We start from the raw sequence: 15,582 nt of genomic DNA on the forward strand, positions 1-15,582 counted from the left end.
GCGCACCGCAGGCACAGGCGCATTGCGCCAGGCTCGGCGGGGGCCACAGGGGTTCGAAGACGCGGGCACGCGGCGCCGCGCGGCCCGTCAGGGGCCTGTGCGTCGCGTGCGGGGCGAAAGAAAGCGCGCCGCGAAGGCGCGTGTCAGACGGCGAGCGCCGGGGGGTCGCGCGAGGCGAAGCGCCAGCGGCCCGTGCCGGGCACGAAGGTCAGCACCAGCGCGGGGGGCTGCGGGCCGGCCGATGCCGCAGGGCCTTGCCACGCCGAGGGCGCGGGCCACGCGGCGGCTTCGAGTGCATGCGTCAGGCACCAAGCGCAGCGGGCGTGGCTTTCGGCGTCGGGCGCGGAATCGTCGGCCTGGGTCTGTTCTTGCGCTTGCGCTTGCGCTTGCGTCTGGGCCTGTACCGCTTCGACGCCCTGCTGCGCGATGTGCCAGGCCTCGTGCACAGGCGCGCCGACCACGGCGTTGAACAACGCCGTGAGCAGAAGAAGCCAGAGCAGGGAGCGGCGCAGATGCATGGGAGGGCGGGATCATACGGGCCGTCGATTGCGCAACCGCTGAAACCCGCCGTTGGCAGGGGCAGGCGCGCCAAAAGGTCGCCGTCGCCTTTCCGCGGTGCACGACATCGCCGCAAAAAAGCCGGAAGCGCTGCGGCGGAGGCAGCATCAAAACACCATGATTAATCTATCGAAATAGACAATTTGCTTTGAAAATTTCCGTTATTTGCCTACTATGATGGTCAATATGGCAATGAGTGTCCCTGCCCCCTTTGCGTCGGAAACAACCATCGAAATCCATGCGGACGGGCAGTGGCGGCCGGCTGCCACCTTGCAGGTGTCCGGTGGCGCCAGATGCCGCTTCGAGTACCTGCCGGACTACGTCTTCAGCGACGCCCCGCTGCCGGTTGCGCTGGGCCTGCCCCTCGGCATCGCGCCAGACCGCCTCGTCGACGGGCCGACCGGGCGGGAACCCGACCGCCGGCCCCCCGCGTTCCTCTACGACCTGGTGCCCCAGGGCAAAGGCCGCAGGTATCTGCTCGATCGCCTGAACCTGGCGGACGGGGACGACGTGGTGCTGCCGCTCGTGCTTGCCGGCGCCTTCAACCCGATCGGCAACTTGCGATTCACGAGCGCGCTCGCGTTCTTCGGCGAACAGGCCCGGCTCAACGCCGACGCGGCGACCGACAGGGGCTTCGACTTCAAGGAAATCCTGGCGCACAGCCAGGCGTTTCTGGACCACCTGTCCCTGCATGCGATGCTGGCCTCAGGCACCACCGGCGTGCAGGGTGTCGCACCCAAGTTCTTGCTCACCTCCGACCTTGACGGGCGCTGGTTCGCCGACATGGCGCTGCCCGACGATCGCGCGCATGCGCATTGGCTTCTCAAGCTCCCGCGCGGCAAGAGCGAGACCGACCGTGCGGTGCTGCGCAACGAGGCCGGCTTTCTGCTGCTGGCCGAGCGCTGCGGAATCCGCACCTTCGCCCCACCGCAGCTGCACAACGAAATCCTTTTCGTGCGGCGCTTCGACCGCCGGGTGATCGACGGCAAGGTGCACAGGCTGCACCAGGAGAGCCTTGCAAGCATCTGCAACCTGCGCGGCTTCGGCATGCCCGCCAGCCAGCAGACCCTGCTCGAAGGGCTGCGCCGCGCGGTGTCCGACCCGCTGGGCGAGACGATCGAATTCATGAAGCGCGATGTGCTGAACCTGGCCATGCGCAACACCGACAACCATGCGCGCAACACCGCGGTGCAACGCCTCGTCGACGGATGCGTGCAGCTCACGCCGGTGTTCGACTTCGCCCCGATGTACCTGGACGACGAGGTGGTCGTACGCAGCTGCCACTGGCGCGATGCGCAAGGCAGGACGCAACGCACCTGGACCGAGGTGGTGTCCTCGCTGAACGTGCCGGACCCCGAGCGCGCGCAGATCGCAGCCGCGCTGGCGCAGTTTGCGCAGGTGGTCGCCGCGCTGCCCGAAACGGCGAGGGACTGCGGCATCGAGCCCGCGGTGATCGCGGCATGCCGCGCGACGATCGATGCCCAGGCGGGGCAGTTGCAGGCGCTCGCAAGCATCGCCGGAGCCAATGCGCAGCCGAAGGCCCCCCGTGGATAAGCGCCGCAAGCGCTCCGATGCGCGCGCCGAAAGCGCGCTGCGCACCGCCATCTACGGCGCCATCGCCGCGGGCGACATGTCGGTGGGCCAGGCCGTGGCCGCGATGCGCCGCATCAGCAGGTTGACGCAGCCGGAGTTCGCCAGGCACCGCGGGCTGAGCGTGCAGAGCTTGCGCGCCATCGAAGCCGACAAGGGCAACCCCACGCTGGAGACGCTCGACAAGGTAGCCGGCATCTTCGGCCTACAGGCCGGCTTCGTGCCGAAGGGCATCCAGCGCGTGTCATGGCGCGATCTCGAGGAGGCGCAGTCCGCGCAGCCGGCGCCGGATGCCGGCGGCGTGACCCCGCCCTGAGCCGGCTCAGGGCGCCTCCATGCCCTTCTGCACCAACACCGCGCGCCCCTCGTCACTGCCCAGCAGCGCCAGGAAGGCCTGCGCAGCCGAGGCGTCGCGCGCCGCCGAGCCCACCGCGCCCGCATACACCGTGTAGTTCTGCACCTCCGCCGGAATCGGCCCGACCAGCGTGGCGCCCGGCACGGCCAGAATCTCGCTGACCTGGTGCACCGCGATGTCGGCCTCGCCGTTCACCACGCGCTGCGCCACCAGCCCGCCGGGCACCAGCACCGCATTGGCCTGGATCTGCGGGGCGATGCCCATCTTCACGAACAGCTGCGACAGGTACACGCCGCTGGAGCCGCCCGCGGCCGGGTCGATGTAGGCGACCGCGCGCGCGTCCAGCAGCGCCTGCCTGAAGCCGGCCACGCTGGAGATGTCCGGCGCGGGCGCGCCCTGCTTCACCGCCACGCCGATGGCCACGCGCGCCAGCCGCGCGGCGCTGCCCGCCACCACCTTGCCCGACGCACCCAGCTGCTCGATGGCCGCGGGCGTGAGCACCACCAGGTCGAAGGCCTCGCCGTCGCCGATGCGCTTTTGCAGCGCGCCGGCCGTGTCGTTGTCGATGCGCAGCTTGTGCCCCGTGCGCTGCTCGAACACCGGGGCCAGCGCCACCACCACGGGCTTGAAGGCGCCGGCGGTCAGCACCTTCAGCTCGGCCGCCAGGGCGCCGGTGCACAGGGTCAAAAGCGCGAGGGTCAGGGTGAGTTTTTTCATGTGTTTCCTTGAAGGAGGAGTGCGGCCGCCACGGGCCGAAGTCTCGCATTTGCGTTGCGACGGAATGACCCTGCCGCACTGTATCGACTAAGCTTTGCCGCCATGCAGTTCCCGCGCAAGACCCGATGGCTGTGCGCAGCCCTCCTGACCGTGGCATGCCTCCAGAACGCGCTCGCCGCCGACGAAGAGTCGGTGCGCGAACTCGCCGAGGCCTCCCAGCACATGCTCAACGACCTGGCCAGCCAGGTGACCGACCTGCGGGCCATGGCCGAGCGCAAGACCTTCGACACCGTCACGAAGACGCTGGAGAAGCAGGTCGGGCAATGGCCCACCGAGACCGACGCCACCGAGAAATACCGGCCGTGCAGGAACGCGCTCGAACGCGCGCTCGACGTGGCGCGTCTCACGCACGCCAAGGCCACCGGCACGAAGTCCGCCACGCCGGCCGACGAAAAGGCATGGCTGCAGGAACATGCGAAGCTGACCGACAGGCGCACGGTCTGCGAGCGCGTGCTGCGGCATCCGCTGATCCGGGCGTCCTGAGCCCCACGCTCCCGCCGCTCTCCTTTCACTTTCCGGAGCCCGCATGGCGTCTTCATCCCCCGCCGCACACACCCACGCACACCCTCATTACGACCGCCTGATCGCCGCGGCGCGCGCCCTGCCCCCGCTGCGCGTGGCGGTGGTGCATCCGGTGAACGAGGTGTCGCTCGAAGCGGTGCTGTCTTCCGTGCGGCTGGGCCTGATCGCGCCGGTGCTCGTGGGCCCGCGCGATCGCATCGAGGCGGCTGCGGCGGCCATCCGCGCCGACCTGTCGGCGTTCGACATCGTCGACGCGCCGCACAGCCATGCGGCCGCCGACGCCGCGGTGGCCATGGCCCTGCGCGGCGAGGTCGACGCGCTGATGAAGGGCAGCCTGCACACCGACGAGCTCATGGGCGCCGTGGTGCGCCGCGAAGGCGGCCTGCGCACCTCGCGGCGCATCAGCCACTGCTTCGTGATGGACGTGCCGGGCCACTCGCAGCCGCTGGTCATTTCGGACGCGGCGATCAACATCGCGCCCACGCTCGAAGAGAAGGTCGACATCGTGCAAAACGCGATCGACCTCGCGCATGCGCTGCACATGCCCGCGGTGCGGGTGGCGATTCTGTCGGCCACGGAAACGGTCAACCCCAAGGTGCCCTCCACGCTGGACGCCGCCGCGCTGTGCAAGATGGCCGACCGCGGCCAGATCACCGGCGCGCAGATCGACGGCCCGCTGGCAATGGACAACGCCATCGACCCCGAGGCGGCGCGCATCAAGGGCATCGTCTCGCCGGTGGCGGGGCGCGCCAACGTGCTGATCGTGCCCGACCTCGACGCGGGCAACATGCTCGCCAAGAGCCTCACCTTCCTGGGCGGCGCCTATGCCGCGGGCATCGTGCTGGGCACCAGGGTGCCGGTGATCCTGACGAGCCGCGCCGACTCGGAGGCGGCACGGCTCGCCTCGTGCGCGGTCGCGTCCATGTTGGCGAAGGCGGGCCGCGAGCGGCTCATCAAGGCCGTGGGCTGAGCGCCCTTCGGCTCAGTCCTGCAGGCAGAGGTACTTGAGCTCCAGATAGTCCTCGATGCCGTGGCGCGAGCCCTCGCGCCCCAGCCCCGACTGCTTCACGCCGCCGAAGGGCGCGACCTCGTTGGAGATGAGCCCGGTGTTGATGCCGACCATGCCGGTCTCCAGTTGCTCGCCCACGCGCCAGATGCGGCGGCGGTCTTCGGTGAACACGTAGGCCGCGAGGCCGAACACCGTGTCGTTCGCCATGGCGATGGCTTCTTCTTCGGTGTCGAAGCGGAACAGCGGCGCCAGCGGGCCGAAGGTTTCCTCGCGCGCCACGCGCATGCGCTGCGTCACGCCGGTGAGCACCGTGGGCTCGAAGAAGGTGCCGCCCATGGCATGCGGCTTGCCGCCGGTGCGCAGCTGCGCGCCCTGCGAGAGCGCGTCGTCGATGTGCTCGCGCACCTTGGCCACGGCGCGCGCATCGATCAACGGGCCTTGCGTGACGCCGGCTTGCAGCCCGTTGCCCACCTGCATCGCTTCCACCGCCTGCACCAGCCGCTGCGACAGCGCGTCGTGGATGCCCGACTGCACGTAGATGCGGTTGGCGCACACGCAGGTCTGCCCGGCGTTGCGGAACTTGGAGGCCACGATGCCCTCGACCGCGCGCTCGAGGTCGGCGTCGTCGAACACGATCAGCGGCGCGTTGCCGCCGAGTTCGAGCGACAGCTTCTTGATGGTCGGCGCGCACTGCTGCATCAGCAGCCGGCCCACGCCGGTGGAGCCGGTGAAGCTGAGCTTGCGCACGGTGTCGCTTTCGCACAGCGCGGCGCCGATGGCGGGCGCGTCGCCGGTCACGATCTGCAGCACGCCCGGCGGCAGGCCGGCCTCGAGCCCCAGCACGCCGAGCGCGAAGGCGCTCAGCGGCGTGAGCTCGGCCGGCTTCACGACGATGGTGCAGCCCGCGGCCAGCGCGGGGGCTACCTTGCGCGTGATCATCGCGGCCGGAAAATTCCAGGGCGTGATGGCGGCGCACACGCCGATGGGCTGCTTGAGCACCACGATGCGCTGGCCGTCGCGCTGCGGCTGCAGCACCTCGCCGTCGACGCGCTTGGCTTCTTCGGCGAACCATTCGATGAACGAGGCCGCATAGGCAATTTCGCCGCGCGCCTCAGCCAGCGGCTTGCCCTGCTCCAGCGTCATGAGGCGGCCCAGGTCGTCCTGGTGCGCGAGCATCAGGTCGGCCCAGCGGCGCAGCACCTGGGCGCGTTCGCGCGCGGTGCGTGCGCGCCATGCGGGCAGCGCCGCGGCGGCACCGGCAATGGCGCGCTCGGTCTCGGTGCGGCCCATGCGGGGCACATCGGCGATGTGCTGGCCGGTGGCCGGGTCGGTCACGGCGAGCGTGGCGCCGCCGTCGGCGGCGGTCCATTCGCCATCGATGAGGCAGGCGGCCTTCAGCAGGTCGGGGCGCTTCAGGCCCAGGGCGTGGGTGTGGGTGTGGTCGCTCATGCCTTCAATGCTCCGTCGATGATGGTCAGGGCGCGCTCGAACAGCGCATCGGGAATGGTCAGCGGGTACAGGAAGCGGATCACGTTGCCGTACATGCCGCAGCTCAGCAGCAGCAGGCCCTGCTCCATCGCCCTGGCCTGCACGCGCTTCACGGCTTCGGCGTCGGGCGCGCCGGTGGCGGGGTCGCACAGTTCGATGGCGACCATCGAACCCTGCGCGCGCACTTCGGCAATGGCCTTGTTCGACTCCTTCGCGTCGAGCAGGCGCGACACCAGTCGCGAGCCCAGTTCGGCGGCGCGGTCGCACAGCTTTTCGTTCTCGATCACGTCGAGCACCGCGTGCGCGGAGGCCACCGCCAGCGGGTTGCCCGCGTAGGTGCCGCCCAGGCCGCCTGGGGCGGGCGCGTCCATGATGTGCGCGCGGCCCGACACCGCCGACAGCGGCATGCCGCCCGCCAGGCTCTTGGCCAGCGTCATGAGGTCGGGCTCCACGCCGTGGTGCTGCATGGAGAACAGCTTGCCGGTGCGCGCGAAACCGCTCTGCACCTCGTCGGCGATGAACACGATGCCGTGCGCGTCGCACAGCGCGCGCAGGCCCTGCATCAGCTCGGTGGGCGCGACGTTGAAGCCGCCCTCCCCCTGCACCGGCTCGATGACGATCGCGGCCACGCGCTTCGGGTCGATGTCGGTCTTGAACAGGCGCGCCAGCGCGGCCAGCGAATCGGCCGAGCTCACGCCGTGCAGCCCGCTGGGAAACGGCACATGGAACACGTCGGCCGGGAACGGGCCGAAGCCCAGCTTGTAAGGCGCGACCTTGCCCGTCATGGCCAGCGTCATGAGCGTGCGGCCATGGAAGGCGCCGCTGAAGGCCACCACGCCGGCACGGCCTGTGTGGGCGCGCGCGATCTTCACGGCGTTTTCGAGCGCCTCGGCACCGGTGGTGAAGAAAGCGGTCTTGACCTCGCCCGAAATGGGCACCAGCGCGTTCAGGCGCTCGGCCAGCGAAATCACGCTTTCGTAGGGAACGATCTGGTAGGCGGTGTGCGTGAAGTTCGCCAGCTGCGCCTGAATGGCCGCGACCAGCTTCGGGTGGCGGTGGCCGGTGTTGAGCACCGCGATGCCGGCGGCAAAGTCGATGTACTCGCGGCCTTCCACGTCCCACAGGCTCGCGTTCTCGGCGCGCTGCGCGTGAAAGTCGCACATCACGCCGACGCCGCGGGGGGTGGCGGCCAGGCGGCGGGTCTTGAGTTCGCTGTTGGTGGTCATGGAGGCTCGCTTGAAAAAGAAGGGGGGTGGTGATCGTTCGGAACTTCTGATTGAATCCCCTATTGGCCCCACCGAAAAGATCCGCTTCTGCTCCAACGCATGGAGCCAATTGAAAACCGCATGAAATCCATCTGCGCCGACCTCGTGCTGCAACGCATGGCCCCCGACGCGGCCACGGCGGCGATGGCGCTCAACCGCCAGCTTTACGACTGCCTGCGCGAGGCCATCCTCGACGGCAGCCTGCCGCCGTCGAGCCCCCTGCCCGCCTCACGCGACCTGGCGCGCGAAACCGCCATGTCGCGCAACACCGTGCTGCACGCCTACGCCCAGCTGCAGGCCGAGGGCTACGTGCATTCGCGCGTGGGCAGCGGCACCTTCGTGGCCGCGACCACGCCCGAGAGCCAGCTGAGCGCCGGCCGCGCGCGCACCGCCGCACCCGAGGCGCCCGGCACCGTGCGGCTCGCCAGGCGCGCGCAGGCCCTGGTGGCCGACGCCTCCGCCGCGCCGCGCCAGTGGGGCGCCTTCATGCCCGGCGTGCCCGACGTGACGCAGTTTCCGCACCGCACCTTCGGTCGCATCGTGTCGCGGCTGTGGCGCGCGCCCCCGCCCGAGCTGCTGACCTACTCGCACGGCGGCGGCCACCCCGCGCTGCGCGAGGCCATTGCCGAGCACCTGCGCGTGGCGCGCGGCGTGCGCTGCAACGCCGACCAGGTGCTGGTGACCGAGGGCGTGCACCAGGCCATCGACCTGTCGCTGCGCATGCTGGCGGACCCGCGCGACACGGTGTGGGTCGAAGAGCCTGGCTACTGGGGCTTTCACAAGGTGCTGCAGATGGACGGCACGCGCGTGCGCGCGCTGAAGGTCGAGGCCGGCGACGAAAGCCCCCAGGCCGGCTGGCCGCGCGGGGGCACGCCGCCGCGCCTGATCTTCGTGACACCCTCGCACCAGTACCCGCTGGGTTCGGTGATGAGCCTGGCGCGCCGCCGCGCGCTGCTCGACCACGCGCGCGCCTCGGGCGGCTGGGTCTTCGAGGACGACTACGACAGCGAATTCCGCTTCGCGGGCCGACCGATTCCCTCGATGCAGGGCCTGGAGGCCGACAGCCCGGTGATCTACGTCGGCACCTTCAGCAAGACGCTGTTCCCGGGCCTGCGCGTGGGCTACATGGTGCTGCCGCGCGCGCTGGCCGCGCCCTTTCGCACCGCGCATGCCGACCTGTACCGCGAAGGCCATGCCATCACGCAGGTGGCGCTGGCCGAGCTGATCGAGCAGGGCCACTACGCGGCGCACATTCGACGCATGCGAGTGCTGTATGCGCGGCGGCGCGCGCTGCTGGCCGGGCTCATCGCCACGCAACTGGGGCCGGCCTGGCTGCATTCGCAGGCCAGCAATGCCGGGCTGCACCTGGTGCTGCAGTTGCCCGAGGGCAGCGACGACGTGGCGATCTCGCAAGACGCCGAGGCCCACGGCGTGCTCACGCGCCCGCTGTCGCGCTACTACCGCCGAGGCGGCGCGCAGCGCGGGCTGCTGCTGGGGTACGCCTGCGTGCAGGAGGCCGACATCGAGCCCGCGTTCCGCGTGCTGCTGGGCTGCCTGCAGCGCGCCGGCGCGACTACCATTCGCGCGCATGTCTCCTGATGCCCTGCTCCCCGTCGCTGGATCGATCGGCTTCGAAGGCCCGTCGCTCGAGGTGGCACGCCGCCTGATCGGCATGACCCTGCTGATCGACGGGGTGGGCGGGCGCATCGTCGAGACCGAGGCCTACGACAGCACGGAGCCCGCTGCCCACGGCTTCGGCGGCCTGCGGCCGCGCAATGCCGCGCTGTTCGGCCCGCCGGGGCACGCCTACGTCTACCGCTCCTACGGCATTCACTGGTGCCTGAACTTCGTCTGCCGCGAGGCCGGGCACGGCGCCGGAGTGCTGATTCGCGCGCTGGAGCCGACGCATGGCATCGAGCGCATGCGAGAGCGGCGCGGCCTCGAAGACCTGCGACTGCTGTGCGCCGGCCCTGGGCGGGTCGGGCAAGCGCTCGGCATCGACCGCAGCTTCGACGGCATGGCGCTCGACGCGCCGCCCTTCGCGTTGCTGGCGCCGGCTGGCAACGGTCCATTGCTTGAACTCGACGTCGGGCCGCGCATCGGCATCACGAAAGCGATCGATCTGCCTTGGCGCTTCGGGGAGAAGGGCTCGCGCTACTTGAGCATGCCGTTTCGGCGGGCATGACCGCGGGGCCTAGCGCCTGGGCAGCGCGTCGAAGAACGACAGCAGCTTGACGCCCGCTTTCCACTGCCGTGCCATGGCGGCACCGATGGCCTTGAACTCGGGGTGCGCGCGCGCATGCACCGCCATTTCGGCGCGCGCCTGCTCCACGCCGGCGGCAGTGCGCTGCGCAATCTCCCTCAGGCGCACCGCAGTCAAGCCGGCCCGCTCGTGCGCAAAGCGCACCAGGGTCTTGTCGGGCTCACCGAGCTTCTTGCCGGCGATGGAAATCGCGGGAATGTCATTCTTGTATTGCGGGTAGACCTTGGTCGTGACCATGTCGAACATGGGCGCGAGCCGCACGCTCGAAGCGTCGCCATAGACCAGCCCGAAGTTCTTCAGATGGGCGTCGGTGTTCCCCACCGCCATCGACAACAGGTGCGCCGCCATCAGCGTTTCCTTGGCCTCGATGCGCTGCGGCCCTCGGGCGCAGGCATCGATCGCCTTGAAGATGCGCTCCATGGTGCCGCCGTACTTGCGCTCGGGCGGCATCGCGAGCAGCGCGCAAAAATCCTCGAAGCCCAGTGCGTTGCCAAGTTCGTCGTGGTCGAAGCGCTTTACCGCCAGGATGGCGCCGTTGTCCGCCAGCTTGAACTCCGGTGTCTCCAGGCCCGCGCATTGGGCAGCGCGCATCGTGAAGAACTCGTTGGTGGCCAGTTCAGGCAGGCTGGCGTCGCCGGCTTTGAGGATCCAGTGCTCGTCGCGAAGGGTGGCGCGGCCCTGCACCAGCACTTTGGGCAAGGCGCCCGACACGCCGAAGCCGATGTACCGGTCCAGCAGTTCGGCGAAGAGCGAGCCCACCTGCCTGTCGGCCATCAGTGAATCGATGTCCACCTGCAGCGGCCGGGTCCAGTTCAGGGCAAAGCCGGAAGGCACCACACGCTGGCGGCCAATGGGGTTGGCGCCGGTCAGCGCCAGCAGCACGAAGTCGTCGGTGGCCAGCACCTTGCCGAAGCGCTCTGTGATGTTGCGGCGCAAGAATCCTTCGGGCAGGTTCTGCTGGAACGTCGGAATCAGGGCCGAGGGCGCCGCGTAGCTCTCCAGCCGCACGGGCATCAGCAGCGAGGCGAAGTCGCGCGCGGCCACGTCCGGCAGGTAGGCGAACACGCTGCCGGCGGCGCCCTGCCGCTCGAGCGTGCCGACCCGGTTCTCGCCGACGTACACATCGAGCTGGTGTGCATGGGCCTGGACCTTGGCGAGCAGGTCGGTCACGCCGGGCGCTCCGCTTGGGCCGCGAAGTCGCGGGCGGCGTCTTCCATCGCCTCTTCGAGCGTCATGCCGTGGCCTGCGGGTCGCACCACCAATTGCAGGTTGAGGTACTCCGCCACGCGCAGCAAGCGCCGCGCGCCGATATCGTCCAGGTCGCCGCGCTCCAGGCGGGACAGCGTCGCGATGCCCATGCCCAGCGCGCTGGCCACGGCCTTCAGCGTGTGGCCCTGTGCTTTGCGGGCGTCGCGAATGGCTTGGCCGATCTCTGTGAGCGTCATGTTTATCCGATCTGACAAATTTTGGCTGAATTTACTTGATGTTTGTCGTATGCGATAAGTTATGGACCGCATAAATTATCTGATCCGATAAATTAATCGTTATATTTTCTCATTTTTATCGCATGCGATAAGTTTTATCTTGGTGTGCTGCAGGCCGTTCTCGCCCTGTTCGAGCGCGTCGAGCACGCGGTGCGCGCCTTGCAGAAACTGCTCGGCCTCGCGTGTGACAGCGTGGCCGCGAACACCGTGAGTTGGGCCGGCCCAGCACCAGATGGCTCCTTTTCTGGTCTGGCTCAAGCGCATCACTTGTAGGGCATGGCGGGACAAGACGCGGGCGCGCATTGCATCTGTGAAGGGGGTGCACAGATCGCAGAGTTCGCGTTCTTGCACGATCTGTTTGCGCGATGAGCGCTGCCGGATTTGTTTCTTGCGTGGAAGCAAATGTGGCGCTGCTGTGCTTGACGGGAGCAGGCCAGTGAGGCCCCTGCACGGCGTATCGCAGAAGCTGTATTTGTTCGCGCTTGTCGAGACTTCGTGGCGCACGAAACGGCTATTGCGCCGAGACGTTCTCTACAGTGAATGCCCCTGTCACTCACTACCCCAACAAGGGAACACGGAAGGCGCTACACACACAGCCACTGAATGTTTGAAGGCTGCTTGCCTCGCGGCAGGTTGTCGGTGCGAAAGCAGCGATGCGAATGCGAGGTATCAAAGGCGACGGCCGGGGTGTTAGAGCATCCCGACCGTCTAACCAAATCAGTGCACTTACCTCTAAAGGACCGCACAAAAATGGCTACTAAGACTATAGCCCGGCCTCGCACACCCGGAGCTTCCGAAGACAACGCCCAAGACCAGGCGGATCTTCTCGAAAACACACTCTCTCAGCTCGAAGCCCTCCTATGGGTCTGCCATGGGGAAGACATCGATTGGTGCAGCGGGAGTGGGCCTCGACAACTGGACAACTTGCTTTGGCTTGCGGCTGAATTGGCGCGGAAGGCTGGGGAGTTGTTTCAGATGAACGAGAAGGCGCGCAAGGGCGCGTCTGAGACTGGCGGGTAGGGCTGGTCTGGCGGGCTGCGATTTCGCCGCCCGTCTATCGAGGGCAGACGGCCAGCCACGTAGATCAACGCACAACCTACGGCCTTCGCCCAAACTGCTTCAGATTGGCATCGGTCATTTCGGCTAGGCCGCTCGACGACCAATTTAGATTCCACTTCCGGACGTGGTGCCATTCCGCCAAATTAAGGGAGTCCTAGGCCACCAATAATCTCGTCAACGTCTGCATTACTCAGAAGATGGGAGTTGCTCGCGATGTCCAGCGCCAACGCCCGATTCTCCGCGCTGTCGATGCTTGTAATGAAGAACTCAAGAGAGCAGGCAGTGAGGGCTCGTCGTACGCCCTCGGCGGTATTGAACGTCTCACATGGCCCGTCCAATTCTCCAATGAGGCACGTTTCTGTATCCAAAGGAAGCAGCACACCAATCATCGGCGTAGTGGCATCGTTGAGAGGCACTGCCTGACGCTCGCCCTCCACCGCGTACACGGCTGCCGAATCGCCCAAGATGATGCCGCCGCCTGGGTACTTGTGAATATGAAACTTCAGCTTCGCAAATGCCTCTTCTCTGGCCGAGCTTGTACCAACGCGTTTGAGTGCCTTTAGGTGCCCGGACTTCATCGCGCCTTTAAGCAAGCTTTTCGCCAGTTTCCCCTCAGCTTGCAGCGCCGTTGCCTGCTCGCCAGCGCTTGCCATGAAATGCGCAGACAGTTGCGTTCTAAGTTGCTGGAGAAACGCCGGGGTTATTTCCTCATCCAAGCGTCGACTCAGTTCCTCGGGAGGAACACGATCACCAGCAAGCGCCGTCCGAAATTGCTTGACGATACGAGTCAAATTGACATTGTCTTTAATTTGCTGAATGAATAAAGCGGCCAACTTCTCCGGATCCGCCATCGCGCTGTATACGCCTTCCAGCAACTCGCCACTCATCTTTCCGAAGTTTTCGCGAACATGCCGCGTGCGAACCAACATGTGAGCGACCAATTTGGCCGCCTGCTGTGAATCCACGTTCGTCCCGCCTGCAGCGGCACGCAGGTCCATCACGAATGCTGCCAGAGCGCCTTCGTCGTCCGTAATCGCGTCGTCCACGGACGTGTCGCCGTCGTGTGCGTAGAACTGCCCCTCGATAGCAATGTTCTGGATGTTGGTGTTGAGCGGTGGCCTATCCTTGCGAAAGACCCAAGCATTGCTTGCGTTATCTGGGCTAGCAAACCCGCGCTGAAGAAATTGAGGAATGAAGTGGTGTCGCTTACCTGCCATATCGCTTCCTCACACAGCTTTTTTGTTCTTAACGAACTCCGCCATATCTTCAAGGTAGCCAGCCATCGCCACCGCAGAAACAATGTACTGGTTCACTGCTTCTGGCGTCACGTCCATGTCCACGGCGTGCACCGCCATGTTCCGCAGTTCTCGCAGGTGACGAAACGCATTCACCTGAGGGGCCGTTAGGACGTCGAGTTGCTTTAAGCTGTTCAACAGCTGCAACGGGCCTACAGCGTTCGGCATGTGAAGCCCAGCTTGCCTTACCACCTCTGCCGCGTTGGTTTCGACGCGCACCCAAGCCTCCACGATGGCCGCCCTAGGCGAGATTTCTCCGATCTGTCTCAGTCGAGCAATGTCAGGGTCTTCGAAGGGCGGGGTAGCAGGGATCGCGGTTTGAGTTTCGGCCGCCAACTGCTCTGCCTGTTTTTCAAACTCCATCTCCAATCCGCTGAATTTGAGTTTTCTCAGCGAGCGGGCGAGGGCTGGCAGGTGTTCCTTTAGGTACCAAAGTAACCACACGACGATTGCGGGCCACGCAAGCGCTTCTACGAGTTTTGAAATAAACGTCAGTACATCCATATTCAAGAAAATTTCGTCAAAAGGAATTGTTCGACAAATCCAATGACGCTACTAACATCCGGTTCGGTGAGCTTTTCCCAATCTGCGTGCAATGCCATGTTTCTAATTCTCGGCATGGTATCCAAGAGGGACTTTTGAGCCCCTGAAACGTATCCGGCACCTTTCAGCGCTCCCACCACATCCTGCATCGTCTTCCCATCGACGTTCAATCCATTTGCTTGAGCGTAGCGCTTCAAAGCGTCTTCAAGGGCGGCACACGCGAGTACTGCAGCAACGTCCTTTTTTCCTTCAGCAAGCGCAGTCTTGGCAAGCCCGACGAAATCACCAAAGATTTCTCCCGATACACGGAGCTCCACATTAAAGACATACCCGCCATCAAAGTCTTCCTTTGCGCTAGAGAAAATTTGGTAGAGCCCCCTTAATTCGCTCGCATCACCATACCGGTCGTTTGTTTGCGCTGACTGTTTGCTGAAGTTCTGATAGTGCGGGGAGTTTTCCGAGAAAACAGCCTTAATCAGATTTTGCGCGCTAGATGCCCATCCTTTCCATCCGCCTTGCTCGCTGCTCTCATATCCATTGCTTGCTCGGCGGATTGGAATTTGAGCAAACGATCTATCGAGTTCGCTAAATCGCTTTTCAAATTGATCGCTAATCATCTGATTTGTTCGGGAAAATTTTGTGCTCCATCGCCGTGAGACGGCGCGAGCTTCGATTCACACACTATCTCTGGAATGCCGATCATGACGGCAAGCATCCTAGACGCCAATAGATGAGGTGCTTATGTTGAGCAGCAGCCCCGGCTCGTAGGCCAGGCGCATATAGCGCCAGTCACGGCAGGCCCTGAAGAGGCGTGCAACGCTGCCTATCCGACATTCGTTAGCGACAGCTTTGGTTCAAATCTCCCCAGGCGTACTCAAACCTTCTTGAGTAGCACTTGCCACCAACATGCCGTTCCTCACCCCAGCACATCCTTCCCCTGCTCATTGAATTCAGTCTGACTCAGCGCCGCGCCGATCTCCCTCGGCAGCGCGTCGCGCACCGAGAACACACCCAGAATCTTCGTTCCCGACACCAGCGGCAGATGGCGAAAGCCCCGTTCGAGCATCAGCACCACGGCGTCGGACACCCGCATGTCGGGTGGCACGCAGATCGGGTTGGGCGTCATGACCTCGCGCACCGCCGTGCGATCGGCGTCGAGCCCGCGGGCCAGCACCCGGGTCATCAGGTCGCGCTCGGTCAGGATGCCCAGCAGGGTGTCGGGCAGCTCCATGACGAGCACGCTGCCGCAATTGGCGCGCGTCATCACGCAGGCGGCGTCGCGCACGCTGGCCTGTGGGCCCAGGCTGACGACATGCGTGCGCGAGATGGACTGAAAAACCGTGCGCTCGGCCATGGTGCGACCTCCGGAATTGG

At 66.0% G+C, this 15,582-nt stretch carries 17 protein-coding genes; 6 read left to right on the forward strand and 11 right to left on the reverse strand.

The features are described from left to right. Positions 1-143: 143 nt before the first annotated feature. Positions 144-518, reverse strand: a complete 375-nt coding sequence (locus ACSFA5_RS04010; protein ID WP_435442715.1) for a DUF2946 family protein — start codon at positions 516-518, stop codon at positions 144-146. 232 nt (positions 519-750) lie between these two features. On the opposite strand from ACSFA5_RS04010, the gene ACSFA5_RS04015 reads away from it, so the two are divergent. Beyond that, positions 751-2,112 (forward strand): type II toxin-antitoxin system HipA family toxin, encoded by a 1,362-nt coding sequence (locus ACSFA5_RS04015; RefSeq protein WP_435442716.1) that lies wholly within the window; start codon positions 751-753, stop codon positions 2,110-2,112. Continuing rightward, entirely contained in the window at positions 2,105-2,464 is a 360-nt protein-coding gene (locus tag ACSFA5_RS04020; protein ID WP_435442717.1) for a helix-turn-helix domain-containing protein, read from the forward strand. The genes ACSFA5_RS04015 and ACSFA5_RS04020 overlap by 8 nt, the downstream gene beginning before the upstream one ends. Positions 2,465-2,470: 6 nt before the next feature. On the opposite strand, the gene ACSFA5_RS04025 is transcribed toward ACSFA5_RS04020, so the two are convergent. Continuing rightward, complete coding sequence (locus ACSFA5_RS04025) at positions 2,471-3,220, reverse strand: substrate-binding domain-containing protein (RefSeq protein ID WP_435442718.1); 750 nt, start codon at positions 3,218-3,220, stop codon at positions 2,471-2,473. Between the two features lie 102 nt (positions 3,221-3,322). Between ACSFA5_RS04025 and ACSFA5_RS04030 the strand changes: the two genes are divergently transcribed. Together ACSFA5_RS04030 and ACSFA5_RS04035 are read left to right on the forward strand one after the other, a co-directional pair. Next, positions 3,323-3,763 (forward strand): hypothetical protein, encoded by a 441-nt coding sequence (locus ACSFA5_RS04030; RefSeq protein ID WP_435442719.1) that lies wholly within the window; start codon positions 3,323-3,325, stop codon positions 3,761-3,763. A 43-nt stretch (positions 3,764-3,806) separates the two neighbouring features. Continuing rightward, a complete protein-coding gene (locus ACSFA5_RS04035; RefSeq protein ID WP_435442720.1) occupies positions 3,807-4,772 on the forward strand; it encodes a phosphate acetyltransferase in 966 nt (321 codons plus the stop codon). Between the two features lie 12 nt (positions 4,773-4,784). Here the strand turns inward: ACSFA5_RS04035 and ACSFA5_RS04040 are convergent, their stop codons facing one another. Both ACSFA5_RS04040 and ACSFA5_RS04045 read right to left on the reverse strand, forming a co-directional pair. Further along, positions 4,785-6,260, reverse strand: a complete 1,476-nt coding sequence (locus ACSFA5_RS04040) for an NAD-dependent succinate-semialdehyde dehydrogenase (protein ID WP_435442721.1) — start codon at positions 6,258-6,260, stop codon at positions 4,785-4,787. Next, positions 6,257-7,525, reverse strand: coding sequence for a 4-aminobutyrate--2-oxoglutarate transaminase (locus ACSFA5_RS04045; RefSeq protein WP_435442722.1), 1,269 nt, complete (start codon positions 7,523-7,525; stop codon positions 6,257-6,259). Before ACSFA5_RS04045 ends, ACSFA5_RS04040 begins: the two co-directional genes overlap by 4 nt. 120 nt (positions 7,526-7,645) lie before the next feature. On the opposite strand from ACSFA5_RS04045, the gene pdxR reads away from it, so the two are divergent. Together pdxR and ACSFA5_RS04055 are read left to right on the forward strand one after the other, a co-directional pair. Further along, positions 7,646-9,163 (forward strand): MocR-like pyridoxine biosynthesis transcription factor PdxR, encoded by a 1,518-nt coding sequence (gene pdxR, locus ACSFA5_RS04050; RefSeq protein WP_435442723.1) that lies wholly within the window; start codon positions 7,646-7,648, stop codon positions 9,161-9,163. Beyond that, positions 9,153-9,749: a DNA-3-methyladenine glycosylase gene (locus ACSFA5_RS04055; protein ID WP_435442724.1), complete on the forward strand. Its 597-nt coding sequence runs from the start codon at positions 9,153-9,155 to the stop codon at positions 9,747-9,749. Before pdxR ends, ACSFA5_RS04055 begins: the two co-directional genes overlap by 11 nt. A 9-nt stretch (positions 9,750-9,758) precedes the next feature. Here ACSFA5_RS04055 and ACSFA5_RS04060 read toward each other — a convergent pair whose 3' ends face one another. The 7 genes from ACSFA5_RS04060 to ACSFA5_RS04090 form a co-directional block, all read right to left on the reverse strand. Beyond that, positions 9,759-10,997 (reverse strand): type II toxin-antitoxin system HipA family toxin, encoded by a 1,239-nt coding sequence (locus ACSFA5_RS04060; protein WP_435442725.1) that lies wholly within the window; start codon positions 10,995-10,997, stop codon positions 9,759-9,761. Further along, positions 10,994-11,272, reverse strand: coding sequence for a helix-turn-helix domain-containing protein (locus ACSFA5_RS04065; RefSeq protein ID WP_435442726.1), 279 nt, complete (start codon positions 11,270-11,272; stop codon positions 10,994-10,996). Before ACSFA5_RS04065 ends, ACSFA5_RS04060 begins: the two co-directional genes overlap by 4 nt. Positions 11,273-11,371: 99 nt before the next feature. Further along, positions 11,372-11,713 (reverse strand): hypothetical protein, encoded by a 342-nt coding sequence (locus ACSFA5_RS04070; RefSeq protein WP_435442727.1) that lies wholly within the window; start codon positions 11,711-11,713, stop codon positions 11,372-11,374. 800 nt (positions 11,714-12,513) lie between these two features. After that, the gene (locus tag ACSFA5_RS04075) at positions 12,514-13,587 is read right to left on the reverse strand and encodes a DUF4238 domain-containing protein (RefSeq protein ID WP_435442728.1); all 1,074 of its coding nucleotides are present in this window, start codon (positions 13,585-13,587) and stop codon (positions 12,514-12,516) included. Between the two features lie 9 nt (positions 13,588-13,596). Then, a complete protein-coding gene (locus ACSFA5_RS04080; RefSeq protein WP_435442729.1) occupies positions 13,597-14,169 on the reverse strand; it encodes a hypothetical protein in 573 nt (190 codons plus the stop codon). A gap of 2 nt (positions 14,170-14,171) precedes the next feature. Further along, positions 14,172-14,825: a DUF4145 domain-containing protein gene (locus tag ACSFA5_RS04085; RefSeq protein ID WP_435442730.1), complete on the reverse strand. Its 654-nt coding sequence runs from the start codon at positions 14,823-14,825 to the stop codon at positions 14,172-14,174. Between the two features lie 299 nt (positions 14,826-15,124). Continuing rightward, entirely contained in the window at positions 15,125-15,562 is a 438-nt protein-coding gene (locus ACSFA5_RS04090; RefSeq protein ID WP_435442731.1) for a CBS domain-containing protein, read from the reverse strand. Between the last annotated feature and the right edge of the window lie 20 nt (positions 15,563-15,582).

This window comes from Variovorax monticola (genome assembly GCF_051216855.1).
GTDB lineage: Bacteria > Pseudomonadota > Gammaproteobacteria > Burkholderiales > Burkholderiaceae_C > Variovorax.